We start from the raw sequence: 21714 nt of genomic DNA, 5'->3' as shown, positions 1-21714 counted from the left end.
AATTTCCTTCGGTGTCGTGGATCAGGCGGCGTTCTTGACCGCTTCAACGACCTTCTTGGCGCCGTCGTTGATGTTGTCAGCCGGGATGATGGCCATGCCGCTGTCACGCAGCAGCTGCTTGCCTTCTTCCACGTTGGTGCCTTCCAGGCGCACCACGACCGGAACCTTGACGCCCACTTCCTTCACGGCGGCGATGATGCCTTCGGCAATCATGTCGCAGCGGACGATGCCGCCGAAGATGTTGACGAAGATGCCTTCGACCTTGTCCGAGGACAGGATCAGCTTGAACGCTTCGATGACGCGCTGCTTGTTCGCACCGCCGCCCACGTCCAGGAAGTTCGCCGGCTCGCCGCCGTTGAGCTTGATGACGTCCATGGTGGCCATGGCCAGGCCGGCACCGTTCACCATGCAGCCGATGTTGCCGTCCATGGTGACGTAGTTGATGTCCAGCTCCGAAGCGGTCACTTCGGTTTCATCTTCCTGGGACTTGTCGCGCATCGCGACCAGTTCCTTGTGGCGGAAGTTGGCGTTGTCGTCGCTGTTGAACTTGCCGTCCAGCGCGTACAGGTTGCCATCGTCCAGGATGGCCAGCGGGTTGATCTCAACCAGCGCCAGGTCCTTTTCGTTGAAGATGCGGTACAGGTTCACCATGATGTTGGCGAACTGGCCGGCCTGCTTGGCGGTCAGGCCCATCTTGAAGCCGATGTCACGGCCGTGGTAACCCTGCACGCCCTCGACGAAGTCCACGTTCAGGGTGTGGATCTTGTCCGGGGTCTCGGCAGCGACCTGCTCGATTTCCATGCCGCCTTCGGAAGAGGCGATGTAGCTGATGGTGCGGGTGCCGCGATCCACCAGGACCGACAGGTACAGCTCCTTGACGATCTCACCGGCGGTGGTCACCAGCACCAGGTTGATCGGCAGCTCGACGCCGGCGGTCTGGTAGGTGGCCATCTTGGTGCCGAGCATCTTGGCCGCTGCGGCCTTCACATCATCGACGGTCTTGCAGAACTTGACGCCGCCAGCCTTGCCGCGGCCGCCAGCGTGGATCTGCGCCTTGACCATCCAGGGGCCCTGGCCCAGCGACTGGGCGACTTCAACCGCCTCGTCCGGGGTCGCCGCGACCTTGCCGGCCGGGACCGGGATGCCGTATTCGGCAAGCAGTTGTTTTGCCTGGTATTCGTGGAAATTCATGCGTCACCGTGGGAATAGGAACGACCGCACGCAATTCCTCAGGGCCCCTGGAAGAGGCACCGGCACGGACCGCGGCGGGCCCACTATTGTGGCCGAGCCGGCGCCGGGGCGCAAAGAAGTCTGTACAAAACGCCAGACGCGGGCGGATTTTCGCGGTCATTCAGGCAGTTGCGCCCGCCCTGGCGCTGGCCTCCGGTCTCCGCGGCGGGCCAAATGCGCGATGCGGGGCGGTCCCGCGGCGCCAGCGCAGGGGCCCTATACTGGCCCTCTCGAGCACGCTCGACACTACATCGACGCGACGTGCCCGCCCGGCCTCAGGGGATGCCAGGCAGGCCCGCCGCAGATTCCAGACCCAGGCAGCCAGAAGGGGAGTTCCGGCGTGTCACCCAGTGCTTCATTGATCGACCGCATCGAATCGATTCCGCGGCGTGAGCTGTACTTCTTCGCGCTGTACCGGGTGCTGATCGCCGCAGTCATCGCCGGCCTGCTCTACAGCCCCCTGTCCGGCATGGTCGGCGAGGCCCACCACCCGCGCCTGGCCGATACCGTTGCGGCCATCTATCTGGTGCTGTCGCTGCTGGCCCTGGCGATCGGCCGCAACGAACGCTGGCTGCGCCCCATCGTGGTCACCAGCGTGCTGGTGGATATCATCGCCGCCACCCTGCTGGCGCACGCCCTACCCGGCGCCAGCGCCGGCATCTCGATGTCGCTGCTGTTCAACATCGCCGCGGCCGCCACCCTGCTGCCGCTGAGCTGGGGGCTGGGCCTGGCAGTCGCGGCCAGCCTGGCCACCGGTACCGAATACCTGTGGAAAGTGCTGGAAGGCGGCGATCCCACCCGCACGCTGGCCGAGCTGGCCATGTTTGCCACCAGCTACCTGGCGCTGGCCTTCATCAGCTACCAGGTGGGCAGCCGCGCACGCCGCAACCAGCAGCTGGCCAACCAGCGCGGCGACGAAGTAGCCAACCTGTTCCAGATCAACGAACTGATCATCCGCCGCATGCGCACTGGCGTGCTGGTGGTAGACGCCGACAACCGCATCACCCTGGCCAATGAAGCGGCCTCGATGCTGCTCGGTGACAATGACGGCATCGGTGAGACAGGACGCCTGGATCTGGCCAGTGCCGCGCCGGAACTGGCGCGCCGCCTGCAGCGCTGGCGCAACGGCTGGGCGCAGGACGAACTGCCGCTGCAGCTCAACCCCGACCAGCCGGAAGTGCAACCGCGCTTCGCCCGCCTGCTGGCGGGCAGCGAGCTGGCCCTGGTGTTCCTGGACGATTCCAGCGTGGTCTCGCGGCGCGCCGAATCGCTCACCCTGTCGGCCATGGGCCGCTTCTCCGCCAGCCTCGCCCATGAAATCCGCAACCCGCTGGCGGCGATCAACTATGCCGTGCAGCTGCTGGAAGAAGGCACCGGCTTCAACGAAAGCGACCGCCGCCTGCTGCAGATCATCCGCCAGCAATGCCAGCGCACCAATGGCATCGTCGAAAGCGTGCTGGGGCTGGCACGGCGCGAACGCGCCACGCCCGAGAACGTCGATCTGGTCGCCTTCGTGCGCCGCTTCGTGCTGGAGTACAAGCAGGGCCAGACGCTGGAAACCGACAGCATCGAACCGATCATCAGCGATACGGCGGTGATGGCGCAGGTCGATACCAAGCACCAGTACCAGGTGCTCACCGTACTGGTGCACAACGCATTGAAGTACGGCCGCATCGGCCAGCAGCCGGCGCGGGTGCGCCTGCGCGTGGCACAACACGAGCGCAGCGCGGTGATCGACGTGATGGACCGTGGCCCGGGCATTCCCGAGAGCGTGGCCGCGCAGCTGTTCCGTCCGTTCTTCACCACCTCCGAGCACGGCACCGGGCTGGGCCTGTATATCGCCCGCGAGTTGTGCCGGGCCAACCAGGCACGCCTGGACTACATTCCCGTGCCCGCCGGCGGCTCCTGCTTCCGCCTGGTGCTGCCCGGCCCCCACACGCTGCTGCCCACCTGATTGCAGATCTGTGCGTCAAACATTTGTCGCTTCCAGCCCCCTCGTTTATCTTTCACGCCCATGAACGAAACCCGCAGCGCCCTCGTCGTCGACGATGAACGCGACATCCGCGAACTGCTGGTACTGACCCTTGGCCGCATGGGCCTGCGCATCAGTACCGCCGCCAACCTGGCCGAAGCACGCGAGCTGCTGGCCAGCAATCCGTACGATCTGTGCATCACCGACATGCGGCTTCCGGATGGCAACGGTATCGAGCTGGTCAGCGAGATCGCCCAGCACTACCCGCGCACGCCGGTGGCGATGATCACCGCGTTCGGCAGCATGGACCTGGCCGTGGAAGCGCTGAAGGCCGGTGCCTTCGACTTCGTCAGCAAGCCGGTGGACATCTCGGTACTGCGTGGCCTGGTCAAGCACGCGCTGGAACTCAACAACAGCGAACGCCCTGCGCCCGGCCCCGCCACCGAACAGGCAGCACGCCTGCTCGGCGCTTCGCCGGCCATGGACGTACTGCGCACCACCATCAGCAAGGTCGCGCGCAGCCAGGCGCCGGTCTACATCCTCGGTGAATCCGGAGTTGGCAAGGAACTGGTTGCTCGCACCATCCACGCCCAGGGCGCGCGCGCGGCCGGGCCGTTCGTGCCGGTCAACTGCGGCGCCATTCCCGGCGAGCTGATGGAAAGCGAATTCTTCGGTCACCGCAAAGGCAGCTTCAGCGGCGCGCATGCCGACAAGCCCGGCCTGTTCCAGGCCGCGCACGGCGGCACCCTGTTCCTGGACGAAGTGGCCGAGCTGCCGCTGCAGATGCAGGTGAAACTGCTGCGCGCCATCCAGGAAAAGTCGGTGCGCGCGGTCGGTGCGGCCAACGAAGAGCCGGTGGACGTACGCATCCTCTCGGCCACCCACAAGGACCTGGCCGAGCTGGTCGAGGACGGGCGCTTCCGCCACGATCTGTACTACCGCATCAACGTGATCGAGTTGAAGGTGCCGCCACTGCGCGAGCGCCGCCAGGACCTGCCGGAACTGGCCGCCGCCGTGTTGGCGCGGCTGGCCCGCAGCCACGGCCGCGCCACCCCGCTGCTGGCGCCGTCGGCGCTGGAAGCGCTGGCCCACTATGCGTTCCCGGGCAATGTGCGCGAGCTGGAGAACATCCTGGAACGCGCGCTGGCACTGGCCGAAGAAGACCGCATCGGTGCCGACGACCTGCGCCTGCCGCAGCACGCCCCGCGTGCGCCGGGCAGTGCCGCGCCCGCCGAAGCCGTGGCCGACCTGCAGCCCGGCAGCGCCGCCCTGCCCTCGTACATCGAGCAGCTGGAGCGCAGCGCCATCCAGCGCGCGCTGGAGGAGAACCGCTGGAACAAGACCCGCACGGCTGCGCAGTTGGGGATTACCTTCCGCGCGCTGCGCTACAAACTGAAGAAGCTGGGGATGGAGTAGAGCCGAGCCCATGCCCGGCTGCGCAGTGGTCGGGACCGCGCCATCCACGCATGGCGTGGAACTACTATGGGATCCGTGGCCGATCATCCACGCATGGCGTGGATCTACTGTAGAGCCGAGCCCACGCTCGGCTGCTCTTCGGTACCTCAGCCGAGCATGGGCTCGGCTCTACCTCAATCCTTGGTAACGCGATTGATCTCCGCCAGGCTGGTGATCCCGGCCGCAGCCTTCTTCAACGCAGACTGCCGCAGGTCGTTCACCCCGATCTGCTGCGCCGCCTCTGCAATCTGCAGTGCATTGCCACCGGCCAGCACGATAGTGGCGATCTCATCGGTCATCGGCATCACCTGATAGATACCCGTTCGGCCCTTGTAGCCCTCGGTACACTCATCGCAGCCCACCGCCTCATACAACTGGATACCCGCATCCAGCTGCGCCTGGGTGAAGCCCTCGGCCAGCAGCGCGTGCTCCGGCAGGTTCGCCGGGCGCTTGCAGTTCGGGCACAACCGGCGTGCCAGGCGCTGCGCGATCACCAGCGTCACCGAGCTGGTGATGTTGTACGGCGCGATGCCCATGTTCATCAGGCGCGCGATGGTCTGCGGCGCGTCGTTGGTATGCAGCGTGGACAGCACCATGTGGCCGGTCTGCGCCGCCTTGATCGCAATCTCGGCCGTCTCCAGGTCGCGGATTTCGCCGACCATGATGATGTCCGGATCCTGTCGCAGGAACGAGCGCAGCGCCGCAGCGAACGTCATGCCACGCTTGTTGTTCTGCTGCACCTGGTTGACGCCGGGCAGGCGGATTTCCACCGGGTCTTCGGCGGTGGAAATGTTGCGCGTCTCGTCGTTGAGGATGCCCAGCGCGGTATACAGCGAAACGGTCTTGCCCGAACCGGTGGGGCCGGTCACCAGCACCATGCCGTAAGGCTTGTGGATCGCATCCAGGAACAGCTTCTGCTGGTCCGGCTCGTAGCCCAGTTTGTCGATGCCCAGCTTGGCCGCGCTGCCATCCAGGATACGCAGCACCACCTTCTCGCCGAACAGGGTCGGCAGCGTGCTGACGCGGAAATCGATCTGCTTGGTCTTGGACAGGTTGAGCTTGATGCGCCCGTCCTGCGGCACGCGCTTTTCGGCGATGTCCAGCTGTGCCATCACCTTCAGGCGCGCGGCAATGCGCTGGTTCAACTTCACCGGCGCGCGCGCCACCATCTTCAGCAGGCCGTCGATGCGCAGGCGCACGCGGTAATCGTCTTCGTAGGGCTCGAAGTGGATGTCCGAGGCGCCCTTGCGGATCGCATCGACCAGTACCTTGTTGACGAACTTCACTACCGGGGTGTCGTCGCCCTTGGCGTCGATGCCGGCGTCGGTGCCCGCGCCTTCGTCGTCGCCCAGGCCGACATCGAGGTTGGCCATGCCCTCGTCGTCGCCGCCCAGCGCGTCGCCGATGGTGTCATGGCTGGCGTGCCACTGTTCCAGCGTGCGGCGGATCTGGTCCTCATCGACCAGGATCGGCTCCACCACCAGGTTGGTATGGAACTTGATCTCGTCCAGCGCATGGGTCGGATTGCTGGTACCCACGAACAGCTTGCCGCCGCGTTTGAACAGCGGCAGCACGTTGTGCTTGCGCAGCAGCTCCTCGCTGACCAGGCTCATGGCGTTCTGGCTGGCGTCGAACGTGGACACGTCGAACAGCGGCATGCCGAACTCGACCGCGTTGGCGGCGGCGAGCTGCGAGGCACTGACCAGCTTGTTCTGCGCGAACCAGGTAGGCAGCGGCTGGCGGGCGGCCGTGGCCTTGGCCATCGCATCGCGGGCGGAGGCCTCGTCCAGGGCGCCGTCCTGGACCAGGCGGCGGGCCAGGCCGGTGATGCCGACAAGATTGGCGGTGACAACTGTGTTCATCTGAGTACTCCTACTCCCCCGCGCAGCCTACCCTACAGAGCCCCCCCCCCGGAACCAGCAAGTAGATTCAGCCGTGCGGACATGCCTTGGGCGCAACCTCAGCCGGCGCACTGGTCTTGCAGTCCCAAATACCGGTACTGGCTGAGTAGGTGATCGTCACCGTCGCTGCCTTGACCTTCTCATTGACACCCACCGCCCTCATAGTCCCGACGATCACGCAAGGAATGGCAGGTGTTGCCTTGATGCTTTCGACGTACTTACCCGTCATCACGGCATCGGCCGGCACGGCGCAAGATGTTGCTGCATTGCTGTTGGCGAATTGCTCGGCCACCGGGGTTTTCAGGCCACCCAGCAGACTGATCGCCTCGGACAATTGACTGCGCGCAGTGTAGTCGTTGTATTGCGGGATGGCGATGGCCGAGAGAATGGCAATGATAGCCACCACGACCATCAGCTCGATCAGGGTGAAACCCGTCTGCATTTTCATGTTTGCGCTCCCCAGCGCAGAGAGTGTATGTGCGTGTCCAGCGCGCAGCACATTGCCAAAAAAAAAGCCCCGGCAACACCGGGGCCTTTCTTCAGACAGCTACATTTAGGTCGGATCGCAAGCCTTCGGCGTGATCGCGGCACTGACGCTGCTCTTGCAGGTCCAAGCGCCGGTCGACGGCTTGTAGGTCAAGGTGACGGTCGCTTCCTTCACCTTCTCGTTCACACCCGCCGCCTTCATCTTGGCTTCAATCGCACAGCTGTCTGCGCCCGGAGTCGGCGTCAGGCTAGCGACGTACTTACCAGTGGTGACCGAGCCAGCCGGCACAACGCAAGAGTTGGCAGCGGTATTGTCCTGGGCGAAAGCTTCTGCAATCGGAGTCTTCATGCCAGACGCCAGAGTGAACGCTTCCGTCATCTGAGCGCGTGCGGTGTAATCGTTGTACTGCGGAATCGCGATAGCGGCCAGGATGGCAATGATCGCGACAACGATCATCAATTCAATAAGGGTGAAGCCCTTCTGGTTCTTCATTTGGTACGTCCCCAAGATAGTGGTGATTGATTTCAGTGGCCAGGATCGGTCCGGCCTATTGGCCGGCTGAGCGGGTCCTGCGCCCTGCGGGTGGATCAACGCAGGTTCCGTGCCAACCCCGGCACGGCTCCCCCTGGATTTCCCCGTGCCCATGATGGCAGCAATTTCGCGGATGGGAACCCCCTTTAAGCGAATCTGCGATGGACGCGGCAATGTGACGCGGTGCGTCACCTTTCGTCTCCGCAGGTCAAAAATCCTGCGCAGCGTCACGCTGGCACACTCCCCGGACGGCCCTGAACCGGCTACCATCGCCGGTCATGATGCCCGCCTGGGGATGGCGGGCCTTGGGGAGCCAACATGTCTGTCAGTCGCAGTGCGATCAAGAAGGAGCCCGTGGCCCGCGCGACCACGGAACTGCAACCGTTTGTCTGGGAGGGGACCGACAAGCGGGGCGTAAAGATGAAGGGCGAGCAGGTCGCCAAGAACGCAAACCTGCTGCGCGCAGAGCTACGGCGTCAGGGCATCAATCCCGGCACGGTAAAGCCCAAGCCCAAGCCACTGTTCGGGGCAGCCGGCAGCAAAGTTTCACCGAAGGACATTGCCTTCTTCAGCCGTCAGATGGCGACGATGATGAAGTCTGGTGTACCGATCGTATCGGCACTGGACATCATCGGCAGCGGGCACAAGAACCCGCGCATGAAGAAGATGGTGGACGGGATCCGTGCCGATATCGAGGGCGGTTCCTCCCTATATGAGGCCGTCAGCAAGTATCCCGTGCAGTTCGATGAGCTTTACCGGAACCTGGTCCGGGCTGGTGAAGGCGCGGGTGTGCTGGAAACGGTGCTGGACACCGTCGCCACCTACAAGGAAAACATCGAAGCGCTGAAGGGCAAGATCAAGAAAGCGCTGTTCTACCCAGCCATGGTGGTGGTCGTTGCGCTGCTGGTCAGTGCCATCATGCTGATCTTCGTCGTACCACAGTTTGAAGAAGTGTTCCGCGGCTTCGGCGCGGAGCTGCCTGCGTTTACCCAGATGATCGTGAACCTGTCACGCTTCATGGTCTCTTGGTGGTGGTTGATGGCGATCGTGGCAATTGGCGCCGTCGTCGCATTCACCATGGCCTACAAACGATCACCCAAGATGCAGCACACCATGGACCGCCTGATCTTGAGGGTGCCGGTGATCGGGCAGATCATGCACAACAGCTCGATTGCCCGTTTCGCCCGAACGACCGCTGTGACCTTCAAGGCCGGCGTGCCGCTGGTGGAGGCCCTGGGCATCGTGGCCGGCGCAACCGGCAACAAGGTCTATGAGGAAGGCGTGCTGCGGATGCGCGACGACGTCTCGGTCGGCTATCCGGTCAACATGGCCATGAAGCAGCTCAACCTGTTCCCGCACATGGTCATCCAGATGACCGGCATCGGCGAAGAGGCCGGTGCCTTGGACGCCATGTTGTTCAAGGTTGCCGAGTATTATGAGCAGGAGGTCAACAATGCCGTTGACGCCCTGAGCAGCCTGCTCGAACCGATGATCATGGTCTTCATTGGTGTCGTCGTTGGCGGTATGGTCATCGGCATGTACTTGCCCATCTTCAAACTCGGCGCCGTCGTCGGCTAAAGGTATCAATGGCATTTCTCGACCAGCACCCCGGCCTCGGCTACCCCGCCGCGGCCGCCCTGGGACTGCTGCTGGGCAGTTTCCTGAACGTGGTCATCCTGCGCCTGCCCAAGCGGCTGGAGTGGCAGTGGAAGCGCGATGCGCGCGAAGTCCTGGAGGAACCGGACTTCTATGAGCCACCCCCACCGGGGATCGTGGTGGAGCCATCGCACTGCCCGCACTGCAAGCACAAGCTGAGCTGGTACGAGAACATCCCGCTGTTCAGCTGGATCATCCAGGGCGGCAAGTGCCGCCACTGCAAGGCGCCGATCTCGCTGCAGTACCCGCTGGTGGAGGCGCTGACCTCGGTGCTGGTGCTGGCTTGCGTCTGGCAGTTCGGCTTCGGCTGGCAGGGCTTCGGCGCCATCGTGCTGACCTGCTTCCTGATCGCCCTGTCCGGCATCGACCTGCGCACCCAGCTGCTGCCCGATCAGTTGACCCTGCCACTGATGTGGCTGGGCCTGATAGGCAACATCGACAACCTGTACATGCCGGCAAAGCCTGCATTGGTCGGCGCGGCGGTGGGCTACCTGTCGCTGTGGATGGTCTGGTGGCTGTTCAAGCAGCTGACCGGCAAGGAAGGCATGGGCCACGGTGATTTCAAGCTGCTGGCCGCGCTCGGCGCCTGGTGCGGGCTGAAGGGCATCCTGCCGATCATCCTGCTGTCGTCGGTGCTGGGCGCCATCATCGGCTCGATCTGGCTGTACAGCCGGGGCCGTGACCGCGCCACGCCCATTCCCTTCGGGCCGTATCTGGCCATCGCCGGCTGGCTGTACTTCATGTGGGGCGCACCGCTGGTGGATCAGTACCTGGTGATGAGCGGGCTGCGCTGAGGGGAGTCCCCATGAGCCGCTATGTGGTTGGCCTGACCGGGGGCATCGCCTCCGGCAAGACCGAAGTGACCCGGCGCTTCGAGGCGCTGGGCATTGTGGTGGCCGATGCCGATCTGGCCGCACGGGCCGTGGTGGCCGCCGGCAGCCCGGCGCTGGCCCGCATCGCCGAGCGCTTCGGCGCCGACATGCTGCTGGCCGATGGCAGCCTGGACCGGGCCCGCCTGCGCGCTCACGTGTTCGCCGACCCGGCCGAACGGACGGCGCTGGAAGCGATCACCCACCCGGCCATCCGCCTGCTGATGCAGCAGCAGTGCGAGCAGGCTGAGAGCCCCTATGCGGTTGCCGCCATTCCGCTGCTGACCGAGGTGGGTGGGCGGAAGGCCTACCCATGGCTGGACCGGGTGCTGCTGGTGGACGCGCCGGAGGCCGTGCAGCATGCCCGGCTGATGCAGCGCGATGGCATTGATGCTGCGCTGGCCGACCGGATGATTGCTGCGCAGGCCAGCCGCGCGCAGCGGTTGGCGCTGGCCGATGACGTGGTGGTCAATGATGGGCAGCCGGAGGACCTGCAGGTGCAGGTGGAACAGTTGCACGCGCGGTATCTGGGGTTGGCCGGGGGTTGAGGCCGGGTTGCTGGCCAGCGGCCGGCACTACCAAAGCGTATCCACGCATGGCGTGGATCTACTGGACGACTCGGTTGCCGGCCAGCGGCCGGCACTACCGAAGCGTATCCACGCGTGGCGTGGATCTACTCCAGCTGCAGGCGGGCGTAGCGGGCCAGTTCGCGGGCGCCGAGCAGCAGGCCGTCGACGACATCGGGATTGAGTTGCTGGCGGGCACCGCCCTGCTCCCGCGCGATTTCGGCGGCGTGCAGTAGCTGGATCAGGGTGTTCAGACCGGCAAGCGTGCGGCTGAGGCCGGCCATCGTGGCGGCCTGCGCCGGGCTGGCCCCCTGCACGTCCAGCCGCTGGCCGTCGGCGGCGTCGCGGCCATCCATGCGCGCCAGCAGGGCGGGCAGCAGGTCCTTGGGGTCATCCAGCAGCACTTCGACACGCTCGGCGACGTCGGCAGGCAGCAGGTGGGCCGCATCGCCGATCAGGGCGTGCAGCTGGGGGAACAGCGGGCGGGTGGACATGGTGGAGCTCCTCGCAGTCGGCAGGCCACCTGCAGATGCAAGGTGGCGGACGGTGCGGGTTGGCGTACCGGAGACCCAACAATCAGCAAAAAGACTCCAGCGGATTCTGACGAATCCCCACGCACCGTCCGCCGAAACAAGGCACGCGGTGCATTTTCCACGACAGGCCGACGCCAGCCGGAAGTTTGCCGAGTGTTGGTTTTTTTCAGGACGCCAATCCCGGCCAAGGCACCTGCCCCGGCCAGGTCATCAGGCCATCGCCGCGCACGGCAATCTGTAAGGAAATTCCCAAGTACGGTGCGGGCATGCCAATGCGTGCACTGGAACACGCGCGGGCCGCGGCAGCGATCACGGTGGTGTCGCGTTGGGCCTGAGGCCTGATCATCGCGCGAGGGTAATTCAGTGGCACAAGCGACACAGAGCGCGATGCAAGGTCGGCAGGGTCCGTGCCGACCAAGGTCGGCACCCACCAAAGCAGGGGCCCTTACAACGGCTTCGGCGAGAACGTCAGGGTGGCGATCACGCCACGCTCGCCACCGGGGCGCACGCTCACCTGCCAGCCGTACAGATCGCACAGGCGGCTGACGATCGACAAGCCGATGCCGCCGCCCTGCGAATGGCCAGCATGCGTGCCGCGGTAGCCACGCTGGAACAGCTTGGCGGCATCTTCCTCGCTCAGGCCCGGGCCACTGTCGGTCACCGAGACCGAATTGGCGCCGACGAACACGCGCACCTCGCCGTCCTGCGAGTACTTCACCGCATTGCCGATCAGGTTGCCCAGTGCCACCGACAGCGCCGCCTCGGGCGCGTCGATCACCAGGTTGCGCTCACCTTCGAGCACCAGCTCCAGCGGCTTGCCGCCCAGCTGCGCACGGTGCGCATCCAGCAGCTGCTCGGCCACGCGGGCCACGTTGCTGGTGCCCTGACCGCGTTCGTTGCGCGACAGCAGCAGCAACGCGCCGATCAGATCGCTGCACTGCTGTTCGGCACGCTGGATGCGCTGCAGGCGCTGCAGCACCTTTTCGTCCAGGCCGGGCCGGGTCAGCAGCAGTTCGGTGGCGCCCCGGATCACCGCCAGCGGCGTGCGCAGCTCATGGCTGACGTCGGCATTGAACTCACGGTCGCGCTGCACCACTTCGGTCAGCCGCGACGAATAATCATCCAGCGCCTGCGCCAGTTGCCCCACTTCGTCATCGGGGAAACGTGGCGCCAGCGGCTCGGGCTCGCTCGTGCCGCCGCGATAGGCACGCAGCCGCGCGGCCAGGTCCGAGACCGGCTTCATCACCTTCGAGGCCGACCACCAGCCCAGCACCAGTGACAGCAGGCTGAACACCAGCACCGACAGCACCAGCGCGCGGTTGAGCTGCTTGCCGCCGCGCACGCTGTCGGTCATGTCATAGGCGAGGAAGAACCAGGCGTCCGGCGTCTTGCGCACGGCCAGCTTGTAGGAGTACGGCTCGCCGTGCTCATCACCGCTGACGCTGTGGATGCCATCGGAGAAGCCCGCCCACTGCGCGCGTTCTTCGCGCACCCGGTCGAACTTGTCCTTCGAATAGGCATAAGCCCTGATCTGCAGCACCGGTGCATCCGGGTTATGCCCGGGGTGCTCGTAATAGCGGCGCGCATACTCGTCGATGTTTCGGTTCATCAGCTCTTCCACCAGCTGGTTTTCCACGCGCAGGCGGGCCCAGTTGGTGGCGAACGCGAACAGCGTTGTCAGGCAGAAGCCCAACAACACGAACGAAACGATGATGCGGCTGCGCAGGCGCCGCCGATACGGCGTGCGCCGGCGCTCCCCCTTGCTTGCCACCGAATCAGGCTTCCGGGGTGGCGATGCGGTATCCGATGCCATGGCGGGTCTGGATCAGCGGCACTTCAAACGGCTTGTCGACCACCGCACGCAGGCCGTGGATGTGCACGCGCAGGGAATCCGAATCGGGCAGTTCTTCGCCCCACACGCGGGTTTCCAGTTCCTGGCGGGTCACCACGGCCGGGGCCGCTTCCATCAGCGCCTGCAGGATCTTCAGTGCAGTCGGGTTGAGCTGCAGCAGCTTGCCCTGGCGGCGCACTTCCAGCGTATCCAGGTTGTATTCCAGATCGCCGGTTTCCAGCACGCGGGTCTGCACGCCCTTGCCGCGTCGCGACAGGGCGTTCAGACGCACTTCCACTTCCTGCAGCGCGAACGGCTTGATCAGGTAGTCGTCCGCGCCGGAATCGAAGCCGGCCAGCTTGTTGTCCAGCGAGTCGCGGGCGGTGAGCATCAGTACCGGGGTCTGCTTGCGCGCTTCGTTGCGCAGCTTGCGGCAGACCTCGATGCCGTCCATGCCTGGCAGGTTGAGATCCAGCACGATCGCGTCGAACTCGTGCACCACGGCCAGATGCAGACCGGTAACCCCGTCAGCCGCGAAGTCCACGGTGTGGCCCCGGTCCTCCAGGTAGTCGCCCAGGTTGGCCGCAATGTCGCTGTTGTCTTCGATTACCAGGATTCTCACTGTCACCTCTAATTGACGAATTTGCCGACGCGCTGGGCCTGGCCCATATCACGCTGTGCCTTGTCCTTCCGTCGCGCGCGCTCGGCTACGGTCGTGCACTGCGTCGTGGACCGGTTCGAACCCGTGGCCTTTTCACGTTGGCATATTAGACGACTATCTTCACGGGCCTGTGTCAAAACCGTGTTCACGATCTGCTGATCGTTGAAGACATCGGTTCGTACCTGTTCAGGCATGGAATCGCGGTCGGGATGCTGCTCGACGGCCGTACGCATGCGCACCAGCGCCTCGCGCACGCGGCTGCGGTCGGCCTGTTTCAGCTCGCTGTAGGTCTCGCCATCGTTGAGTTCGATTTCGATGCGCTCGATCTGCTGCTGCAGCGGCTTGCCCGGAATAAAGACCTCACCGGCCTGGTTGGATGCGGAGGCGGCGGTGGCCAGGGTCAGGCCCGAGACCAGGACCGCCGACATCAGGAGGGACTTCATGACAAACGAATCCTTGTTTGAGTTGAGGGTTGACTGTATTCGCACCGCCTTCACGCGAGCAAGTGCCGGTCGCTCGGGCGGCAATCGGCCCGGCTAGCGGTTACTGGGAGGCGTGAGATTGTTGAAGGTGCGCTGGTCGTTGAGCAGGGCCTTGCCCTTTTCCTCGATCCGGCGGCGCTCGGCCACCGTCAAGCAGCGGCTCTTGGGCATGTTGCTGCCCGTCGTGCGGGTGTGCTGGCAGATCTGGCGGCTGTCTTCGTGGGCGCGGACAAGAACGGTGTTGATCCGCTCCTGGTCGTTGAAGACCTCTGCCTGGACCTGCGGCGGGAGCTCCTGAAGCGTGCTGTGGTCCCCCATGCGCTGGGTGATGCGCGCCAGTGCCTGCTGCACCTGGGCGCGGTCGTCAGCGGAAATCTCGCTGTACTCGCCATCATCAAGGGCCCTTTCAACCCGCCGGACCTGCTCGGCCACCGGTGCCTGCCCGTCCATCTGTATGGCGGTCTTCTCCGGCTTGGCGGAGACAGTGCCAGACAACCCCAGCAACAACGCGATCATCGTGATGCGGTACATCGCCAGCCTCCGGATCCATCCAGGAACGATGGCCACTCTACGGCCGTCACGCGGCCTCCACAAGGGACTTCCGGCAGGTATAAAAAAGACCCAGGCGGTGGCCCGCCTGGGTCTGAAGTCGTATCCCGATACCGATCCTGCTGAGAGGCAGAGCTGCGGTTCGCTGAAGGCTACGCCGGCGCCGATTAAAGGCATGTTAAAGCCGGCCTCATTTGCCCATGAGAATCTCAAAATATTGATTTGTCATGGCTTTTTCAGCTTCTCGACGTGCTCGATGATGCGCGTGGCCACATCTACCCCGCAGGCGGCTTCGATCCCCTCCAGCCCCGGCGTGGAGTTGACCTCCAGCACCAGCGGGCCGCGCGCGGAGCGGATCAGGTCCACCCCGCACACCGACAGGCCCAGCGCCTTGGCCGAACGCACCGCCACCTGCTGTTCGGCGCGGCTGGCCTTGGCCGCCACCGCAGTGCCACCGGCATGCAGGTTGGAGCGGAAGTCGCCTTCCGGCGCCTGGCGTTGCATCGAGGCCACCACCTGGTCGCCCACCACGAAGCAGCGCAGGTCGGCGCCCTTGGCCTCACCGATGAACTCCTGCATCAGGAAATTGGCATACAGCCCGCGCAGGGCCTCGACGATACCGCGCGATGCGCTGGCCTTTTCGGTGAGGATCACGCCCCGCCCCTGGGTGCCCTCGTTGAGCTTCACCACGTGGGGCGGCGGGCCGAGCATGGACAACAGGTCGACGGTGTCATCCGGGTTGTCACCGAACACGGTGACAGGCATGTCGATGCCCTTGGCGGCCAGCAGCTGGTGCGCACGCAGTTTGTCGCGCGAACGCAGGATCGCGTCGGAGGGGTTTGGGGTGCGTGCGCCCATCAGCTCGAACTGCCGCAGCACGGCGGTGCCATAGCGGGTGATCGAGGCACCGATGCGCGGGATGACCATGTCCACGCCGGTCATCGGCCGGCCCTTGTAGTGCATCGAAAAACCATCGGCGGCGATGCGCATGTAGCAGCGCAGCGGGTCGAGGATGCGAACGGTATGGCCACGCGTGCGTGCCGCCTCGACCAGCCGGCGGGTGGAATACAGGGAACTGTTGCGGGACAGGATGGCGAGCTTCATCGCGGCAGGATCGGACGGCAGGCGCGCAGCATAGCGCGGGCGTGTGGCGGGTGGATGATGCCCAGCAAGCCGCCGCATCTGCGTGCCTGATGGGGCTGTGCGAAGATGCCTTTCGCCGGCTGATGGACAGGACACGGCCGGCTTACATACCCCAAGGAGAACCACAGATGCGAATGGGAATTCCGCTGTTGTTGCTGTTTGGCCTGGTGGGCGGCGCCGCAGACGTACAGGCTGCGCCGACCCATGCAGTCTCCCGGCTCTACTTCGATGCCAACAACACGCTGATCGGCCAGGGCCTGCGCTACTGCACAGGCAAGACACAGCACCAGGGCGTTGCCTCACACGCCAATACCCGCTGGATCGATGTTTCCTACGCCTGCCAGGGCGACTCGACCGACGTTTCCTATGGCAGCTGGGTGCCTGCGCAACTTCGGCAGGACTTCTGCACGCTGTATGACGCCTGCACGTCACTGATGCCGTGGCCGGAACCCGGCCTGCCCGGCATCCTTGGCAACGGCTTCTACTCAGACTGACAGCCGATAGTCGCCGCACCGTCTCCGGCGATGACCGCACCGTCGCCGGGGACATCCTCATGGCTCATCCAAGGGATGCCTGCCGCCGCTGATCAGCGCGGGGGCAGGCGCAGCGAGAAGTGCCCATCGCGGACACGCACGGCCAGCGCGGTTTCCCGCCATTCCACAGGCAGGGCGAGCGCAGTGTGTGGCGTGGGGATGCGTGTGATCGCGTCGAACGTCCAGTGTTCCTCATAGGCTTCGCAGCGAAGCGAACCGTCATCGCCGGCCTCGATCACATCGATCCAGGCACCACTGCGGGCCTTGCCGCTGCCGCCCGTCGCACGGCGGCCAATGGCCTGCCAACACCCCTGCCAGTGGACGAGCCATACGCCCTCGATGGGACGCAGATCCCCATCAAGCACGCTGCCCGCCACCGCCACGCACCGTCCGGACGGGCTGGTGATCACCGTTTCCAGATCGCAGGCGTGACGGTTACTGGGCTCGCCATCAAGACAGAGCGCGTACGGGCAGATGCGCGCGAACAGCGTCGGATGCGCGGTCAGGCGCAGATCGTCGGGCAGCAGCGGTATGGCCTGCAGCACCCGGGCATCCGGCAGGACATGCCGCAATGCCTGCGGCAACCCGGCGGCCAGCGCGGGATGCTCCGGTTCCAGCCATAGACCCCGGCAGGGCCGCAGCGTGGTCGATCGACAGGGGATATCCCGCAACCACATTGCGGCTTCGGCATCCCCGCCAAGCTGCCGGCGCTCGTGCAGTTCCTGCCAGAACAGGCTGGGAACAATCGCCTGCAGGTGCATCACCCGCTTGTCCGCTTCGTCGTAGACGATCACCGCTTCGCTGCGATCAACATAGCCACTGGCCACACGCAGCCCGCTTCCCGCCAGCGTCTGCCACTCGCCACTGGCGTCGTGGCTGCCTCCAGTGGATACGCCCTCGACAATGGCGCCATCGCGCAGCATCTGGGTGCTGTAGGCCGGCCCCCCCATGCCCAGTTCGCCCCAATCCAACAGGACATCATGCGTGGGCGGCCGGGTAGCAAAGGGCAGCGTCGCCCGCGAGCGCAGCAGTGCGCCGCCTACGGTATCGCCGACCAGATCAAGGCGCTGCAGCACACCACCCACTGCAAGGCACGCGGCCAGGGCGACAACCACGCCCAGCGGCGACCACCAGACCACGCAGATGGCGACCAGGACCAGGAACGGCAGCCACTGGGTGAAACGGCGGAGGGCGATTCGATCAACGGTCATGCGGGCATGGTGACTGCGATTGCGCACCATTCAAACCTTCAACGCGGTGCCAGGCAATGGGGGTCGAACCGGCATTGCCGCTAGACTTTCCCTGATGATGGAACCGATGACTGCCGTGAACCGCCGGAATCTGCTGCTGGACGTACTACCGCGATGGAGAGCACTGGCCAAGGATCCGGGAGTACCGCGCCGCATGCTTCGCCTGCCGGACTGGCAGGCAGACTGGAACGCGGGCATGGCCCTGCTTGCGCGTCATGCGCGCAATGGCGGTGACCCTGCGGAGGAACCGCTGCAGGGGCATGCGGCGCTGGAACATGCGTACGGCTGGGAAGCGGTTGCCCAGACCGGCAGCAACCTGCTGCTGAAAGGCATCGACCGTGGATTCGCCCCCACGGCATTGCAGCAGATGCATGCCGACGTTGCAGAACTCTGGCTCGAGCATGCACGTTTGCTGGCCATTGCCCGGAACAGCCTGCAACAGCAGGGCCACGACATCGCGCTGGCCGCGCCGTTGCAACCGCGCACAACGCAGCACTACGACTACGCCCTGCAGCTGTTGTCACTGGGCGTGCTGCTGGATGCGCAGGACCGTCTTCCAGCGTTGGTGGAGAAGGTCCTCTGCTTCGACACCGACCGCGTGCTGGACTACCTCAGCGCACCGGCACTGGGCCTTGCCGAAGCCAGCGATGCGATATTCCATCCGCGCCCGTTCGCCGAGCTGTTCGCGCCGTTGCGCGACGGTGAAGCGTTCGTTCCATCCCTGCTGACCGGCTACCTGCAGGTGCACTACCGTGACTTCTTTCTACTGTCGCCCCAGGCTCAGAAGCGGACCCGACGGCTGACCGGACCGCATGCATGGGGTTACTGGGCGCTGGAGGTAGCAGCGCTGGTGGTTCTGTATGGCGGCGACGATGCCGCGCTGCGCACCTGCCCGCACTATCCTTCCGATCTGGTGGACTTCGCCCGGCCGCAAGCGGGCGCATAAGCCACTCGAGCTATGGTTCGAAGGGACCACAGCCCAACACTGAGGAAGAGATTGCGGCGCTGCTGCCACACGCTCGAGCTGGGTGTGATGCATCGAGTACGCCGCGCCTGCCGGGGGTGAATACCCTGGAGACATGGAGCGGGCGATGGGAATCGAACCCACGTCAGTAGCTTGGGAAGCTCGTCAGGAATACATGCGTTTCAATGGGTTATTCCTGATTTCCGCTCCGCAATGCGCCCCGTTGCAGGGTCATTTTTACCGAGAGAAACACAACATCCGCAGCAATTGCGGAGCGCGCCCGGACCTCTCAGACGCTCCGCCGAAGCTGCTCCAGTCCTGCCCTCACCCACGCCTTGGTGCGGACGTCCCTCGCTCGGGGTTTCGTCTCTGCCGGCAGCTTGCGCGGCTCAAGCGCCGCCTTGATCCGCTCGATTTCCCTCGCCCCGGCCTCAGCCAGGCGCCGGGCCTGTTGCCGCTGCTCGCGGGTCGGAGGCAAGCCGGGCAGTGGCGGCTCCGGTTGGATCGGGGTGCTGTCGGTCAGCCGGGCGACGGCCTCACGCAGCGGGAGCTCGGGGTAGAGCCTGGCGGCGCACCAGCGCTCGGCATACCGCTTCGCCTGCCGGACGTTGGCGGCGCGCACTTCCTTCACCTGCCACATCTTCTGGCCTTCCATACATAGCCTGACGCCAGGGCCACCATCTGGCGTGACACTGGCCGTCTCCCGGCCGTTGTACCAGAGCGCCCAGCGCTCACCGGTCTGGACCCAGCCAGAGGGGATCGGGGCGGTGCGGAACCCTTGGTAGCCGTGCGAGGGAAGCATGGCCGGAAGGATACGGCCGGGCGTCGCAGATCCTGCGAACGCGGCGGCGACCTGGCTGAATCGTTCGAGGAAGGAGTTGTTAAGCACTGCATCGGCGGTTTGACGAAATCGTCAATTTCCCCGAACTGCAGGGCCGAGCCTTGCTCGGCCCCCTCCGTAATCCGTCACTGCTTGCGCGGCTCAGGCTTGCAGCATCTGTTGCGCCCGGTCCAAGAAGTATTCGCGGACGGAAGGGTCATGGATCTTGTCAGCGGCGTGGAAGCTGGCATCTGCCAACCGGGCCTCGTTCGCGACCAGGCTTGCCAGGAACTCGTCAGCGATTTGGCGACTGTGGATTTCAAACTTTTCGATCATCTGCATGCTCCGTGTTTGGGAGCGCAGAACGTAGACCCAGCAAACTCGCGAGTCAACGAAAATTCCATTATTTCTCTATATTTTTCAATGTCTTGTAACTCAACCATACCAACAGTGTTATGCGCGCAGGACGGAGCCGTAACGCCGGCGCTGGAGGCTATACACGCCTTGAGCACGGCAGGCCGGGCTACCCTCCGGCCATGTGCGGCCGATTCGTCCAGCTCCCCGTTGTCGACTTTGGCCAGCCGGGGCTCGCTGACCTTGCCCCCGGCCTGGCCGAGATTCAGCCCAGCCACAACCTCACGCCGACACGACGCTGCTCACGTGCCACGAGTTGAGCTTCCTGCCACCCAGGAACTTGCAGGACTCACGCCCAAGGACTTAGATCTGACCTAAGTCCTGGGTCACCACCTGCCCTTCCCGAAGCACGGTAGCAAGAAGCCGCCCCCCGGCCACCTGCCGCCCCACCCGCTTATTAAGCCATGCCGCTTGGATCTTGCCAGCTGCGAGCACATCAGCCGGAGCGAAGCTATCTGGCCTTCCGGCAAGAGGCTCTCCGGGCGAAGCTAAGCCACCCTCCAGCGGTTGCACAATTGCTGGCCTAGAGCTGTCGCTCTTGGCATACGCAGTAGCCACCATCCGGCCGCTCTTTGGCGACCAACCGCCCAGCACCAACTCCGTGCCCAACGCGTCCATTTGCAGACTCGCCTCGGCAGCCGCTCTCTCATAGCTTGGCCACAACTTGTCGATCACAAGCCCGAGCTCCTTTGTCAGCTGCTCCATTGTGAAATCGGCCCGGAAGCTTGCCTGGAGCGCGAGCTCGTAGATGCGAAGAAAGAACTGAGTGGACCCACGTGCCGCCAACACCAAGTTGTACTGAGGGATCAGCAGCATCTTTGCGCCGGACGAATGCGCTCCGGTGCGGGCGTCCTCCGCGAGGGTATCGACCGCGACCAGGAGCTGGTCAGGGCGTAACAGAACGTTGAGGATGCTCATAGCGGACTCGCTCAGAGGTCGCCAGACTATCGCCTTCCCCACCCCCAACTGTCGAGACCGTCATGACGACCGAAATCACGGAAACCCTCGATCGCCTCCACGCATGCGAGTCAGAACTTCAGATGCACCGCGGCTATCTCAAGGCAGCGGAATACGCGCTTCGAGTACTCACGCTGACTCACCCAGCACCCGAACGGCTCTCCGGTACTTGGCTGAGTCTTTTGCCCAGCATCGCCTCTAAGCACAGGCAAAGCGACGGCGATCTGTTCGCCGCCGCTTTCCAGCAGTCACTCACCGTGCTCACCGAGCAGATCGGGGAGCATCGCCAAGGGGATCAGGCGGCCACAGCGTAAGGCTCAACCAGCGAAGCTAGGAGACCCATAGCCGCTGGGTTTGCATCCTCGGCGTCGCCGCGCTGATTGAATCGAGTCCAGTCGGCTTGAGCCAACCGCTTCAGCTCTACCGGTTCTACCGGAAGCCATTTCATCGGCCAGAACGGCAGGCGGCGTTGCCCCACCCGGCCCCGCTGCAGTTCCACGATTCCGTTGTGGCTGCTCGCGCCCAGCACGCGGGAGTACGCCACTGACAACCCATCTTCCGGCCCCTCCAGGTACTGGAGGAAGCGTTCGCCATCGAAGAGGAGCACCCCCGTAACCCCAGCATTAAGGTTGAACCGGGCCGCGTCGTCCACAATCTGATCCAACTTTCCGTTGGACAGGCCCAGCTTGTCGCCGGCGATCTCCCCACCAGCACTGCTCACGTATACAACCGCCGTGATGGGCATTGCGCACCTCCTTGATGAGGCACGACCCTAACAGACGCGTGAGAACGTTTACGTGAGGTGGCGACCACTTGCACAACAATTCAGGAACGCGTGATGCTGAATGCGGACCTTCATCACAAGACGGAGGCAGCGATCAGGGCAGCATCCCCAAAAATTCTTGGTACA

Annotated in this window: 23 protein-coding genes; 8 read left to right on the top strand and 15 right to left on the bottom strand. The window is 64.6% G+C overall.

What is annotated here, in order from left to right; translation table 11 throughout:
• Positions 1 to 21: 21 nt before the first annotated feature.
• A complete protein-coding gene (gene sucC, locus AC5P6A_RS20560) occupies positions 22 to 1191 on the bottom strand; it encodes an ADP-forming succinate--CoA ligase subunit beta (RefSeq protein WP_005418614.1) in 1170 nt (389 codons plus the stop codon).
• A 379-nt stretch (positions 1192 to 1570) separates the two neighbouring features.
• Between sucC and AC5P6A_RS20555 the strand changes: the two genes are divergently transcribed.
• On the top strand, positions 1571 to 3184 hold the full coding sequence (locus AC5P6A_RS20555) for a sensor histidine kinase (RefSeq protein ID WP_495222403.1): 1614 nt from the start codon (positions 1571 to 1573) through the stop codon (positions 3182 to 3184).
• Positions 3185 to 3244: 60 nt separating this feature from the next.
• Positions 3245 to 4618 carry a sigma-54-dependent transcriptional regulator gene (locus AC5P6A_RS20550; protein ID WP_021204206.1) on the top strand — a complete coding sequence of 458 codons (1374 nt, stop codon included), beginning with the start codon at positions 3245 to 3247 and terminating at the stop codon, positions 4616 to 4618.
• A gap of 173 nt (positions 4619 to 4791) precedes the next feature.
• On the opposite strand, the gene pilB is transcribed toward AC5P6A_RS20550, so the two are convergent.
• The 3 genes from pilB to AC5P6A_RS20535 all read right to left on the bottom strand — a co-directional run bounded on the left by pilB (position 4792) and on the right by AC5P6A_RS20535 (position 7537).
• Positions 4792 to 6519: a type IV-A pilus assembly ATPase PilB gene (gene pilB / locus AC5P6A_RS20545; RefSeq protein ID WP_180877625.1), complete on the bottom strand. Its 1728-nt coding sequence runs from the start codon at positions 6517 to 6519 to the stop codon at positions 4792 to 4794.
• Between the two features lie 67 nt (positions 6520 to 6586).
• The gene (locus AC5P6A_RS20540) at positions 6587 to 7006 is read right to left on the bottom strand and encodes a pilin (RefSeq protein WP_159360510.1); all 420 of its coding nucleotides are present in this window, start codon (positions 7004 to 7006) and stop codon (positions 6587 to 6589) included.
• Positions 7007 to 7111: 105 nt separating this feature from the next.
• Complete coding sequence (locus AC5P6A_RS20535; RefSeq protein ID WP_159360511.1) at positions 7112 to 7537, bottom strand: pilin; 426 nt, start codon at positions 7535 to 7537, stop codon at positions 7112 to 7114.
• Between the two features lie 357 nt (positions 7538 to 7894).
• Here AC5P6A_RS20535 and AC5P6A_RS20530 point away from each other — a divergent pair, with 357 nt between their 5' ends.
• Genes AC5P6A_RS20530 through coaE form a run of 3 tightly spaced genes read left to right on the top strand, consistent with a single transcriptional unit; the run spans position 7895 to position 10649 of the window.
• Positions 7895 to 9154: a type II secretion system F family protein gene (locus tag AC5P6A_RS20530; protein ID WP_180877624.1), complete on the top strand. Its 1260-nt coding sequence runs from the start codon at positions 7895 to 7897 to the stop codon at positions 9152 to 9154.
• Positions 9155 to 9162: 8 nt separating this feature from the next.
• Positions 9163 to 10026, top strand: a complete 864-nt coding sequence (locus tag AC5P6A_RS20525; RefSeq protein ID WP_058981943.1) for a prepilin peptidase — start codon at positions 9163 to 9165, stop codon at positions 10024 to 10026.
• Between the two features lie 11 nt (positions 10027 to 10037).
• Entirely contained in the window at positions 10038 to 10649 is a 612-nt protein-coding gene (gene coaE / locus AC5P6A_RS20520) for a dephospho-CoA kinase (protein WP_155030019.1), read from the top strand.
• 125 nt (positions 10650 to 10774) lie between these two features.
• Here the strand turns inward: coaE and AC5P6A_RS20515 are convergent, their stop codons facing one another.
• The 6 genes from AC5P6A_RS20515 to rimK all read right to left on the bottom strand — a co-directional run bounded on the left by AC5P6A_RS20515 (position 10775) and on the right by rimK (position 15827).
• On the bottom strand, positions 10775 to 11161 hold the full coding sequence (locus AC5P6A_RS20515) for a hypothetical protein (protein WP_019660175.1): 387 nt from the start codon (positions 11159 to 11161) through the stop codon (positions 10775 to 10777).
• A gap of 484 nt (positions 11162 to 11645) precedes the next feature.
• On the bottom strand, positions 11646 to 13013 hold the full coding sequence (locus AC5P6A_RS20510) for a sensor histidine kinase (protein WP_346715284.1): 1368 nt from the start codon (positions 13011 to 13013) through the stop codon (positions 11646 to 11648).
• Complete coding sequence (locus AC5P6A_RS20505; RefSeq protein ID WP_005410804.1) at positions 12976 to 13653, bottom strand: response regulator transcription factor; 678 nt, start codon at positions 13651 to 13653, stop codon at positions 12976 to 12978. The genes AC5P6A_RS20510 and AC5P6A_RS20505 overlap by 38 nt, the downstream gene beginning before the upstream one ends.
• Before the next feature lie 8 nt (positions 13654 to 13661).
• Complete coding sequence (locus AC5P6A_RS20500; RefSeq protein WP_019660177.1) at positions 13662 to 14135, bottom strand: hypothetical protein; 474 nt, start codon at positions 14133 to 14135, stop codon at positions 13662 to 13664.
• Between the two features lie 93 nt (positions 14136 to 14228).
• On the bottom strand, positions 14229 to 14705 hold the full coding sequence (locus AC5P6A_RS20495; protein ID WP_019660178.1) for a hypothetical protein: 477 nt from the start codon (positions 14703 to 14705) through the stop codon (positions 14229 to 14231).
• A 243-nt stretch (positions 14706 to 14948) separates the two neighbouring features.
• Positions 14949 to 15827, bottom strand: a complete 879-nt coding sequence (gene rimK / locus AC5P6A_RS20490; protein WP_026347043.1) for a 30S ribosomal protein S6--L-glutamate ligase — start codon at positions 15825 to 15827, stop codon at positions 14949 to 14951.
• Positions 15828 to 15994: 167 nt separating this feature from the next.
• Between rimK and AC5P6A_RS20485 the strand changes: the two genes are divergently transcribed.
• On the top strand, positions 15995 to 16360 hold the full coding sequence (locus AC5P6A_RS20485) for a hypothetical protein (protein ID WP_227845086.1): 366 nt from the start codon (positions 15995 to 15997) through the stop codon (positions 16358 to 16360).
• Between the two features lie 92 nt (positions 16361 to 16452).
• Here the strand turns inward: AC5P6A_RS20485 and AC5P6A_RS20480 are convergent, their stop codons facing one another.
• Positions 16453 to 17610, bottom strand: a complete 1158-nt coding sequence (locus AC5P6A_RS20480; protein ID WP_227845087.1) for a hypothetical protein — start codon at positions 17608 to 17610, stop codon at positions 16453 to 16455.
• A gap of 115 nt (positions 17611 to 17725) precedes the next feature.
• Between AC5P6A_RS20480 and AC5P6A_RS20475 the strand changes: the two genes are divergently transcribed.
• On the top strand, positions 17726 to 18595 hold the full coding sequence (locus AC5P6A_RS20475) for a PoNe immunity protein domain-containing protein (protein WP_346715286.1): 870 nt from the start codon (positions 17726 to 17728) through the stop codon (positions 18593 to 18595).
• Between the two features lie 307 nt (positions 18596 to 18902).
• Here the strand turns inward: AC5P6A_RS20475 and AC5P6A_RS20470 are convergent, their stop codons facing one another.
• The 3 genes from AC5P6A_RS20470 to AC5P6A_RS20460 all read right to left on the bottom strand — a co-directional run bounded on the left by AC5P6A_RS20470 (position 18903) and on the right by AC5P6A_RS20460 (position 20765).
• Positions 18903 to 19415: a hypothetical protein gene (locus tag AC5P6A_RS20470; protein WP_236509526.1), complete on the bottom strand. Its 513-nt coding sequence runs from the start codon at positions 19413 to 19415 to the stop codon at positions 18903 to 18905.
• Positions 19416 to 19595: 180 nt separating this feature from the next.
• Positions 19596 to 19769 carry a hypothetical protein gene (locus AC5P6A_RS20465; protein ID WP_236509477.1) on the bottom strand — a complete coding sequence of 58 codons (174 nt, stop codon included), beginning with the start codon at positions 19767 to 19769 and terminating at the stop codon, positions 19596 to 19598.
• 381 nt (positions 19770 to 20150) lie between these two features.
• Entirely contained in the window at positions 20151 to 20765 is a 615-nt protein-coding gene (locus AC5P6A_RS20460) for a hypothetical protein (protein WP_021203823.1), read from the bottom strand.
• A gap of 62 nt (positions 20766 to 20827) precedes the next feature.
• On the opposite strand from AC5P6A_RS20460, the gene AC5P6A_RS20455 reads away from it, so the two are divergent.
• Positions 20828 to 21118 carry a hypothetical protein gene (locus tag AC5P6A_RS20455; RefSeq protein ID WP_021203822.1) on the top strand — a complete coding sequence of 97 codons (291 nt, stop codon included), beginning with the start codon at positions 20828 to 20830 and terminating at the stop codon, positions 21116 to 21118.
• Here the strand turns inward: AC5P6A_RS20455 and AC5P6A_RS20450 are convergent.
• On the bottom strand, positions 21100 to 21549 hold the full coding sequence (locus AC5P6A_RS20450) for a BLUF domain-containing protein (RefSeq protein WP_495222402.1): 450 nt from the start codon (positions 21547 to 21549) through the stop codon (positions 21100 to 21102). The genes AC5P6A_RS20455 and AC5P6A_RS20450 overlap by 19 nt on opposite strands.
• Positions 21550 to 21714: the final 165 nt, after the last annotated feature.

It is taken from the genome of Stenotrophomonas sp. YJH_SMC_20 (assembly GCF_059367845.1).
This window is presented reverse-complemented; position numbering and strand designations above follow the sequence as displayed.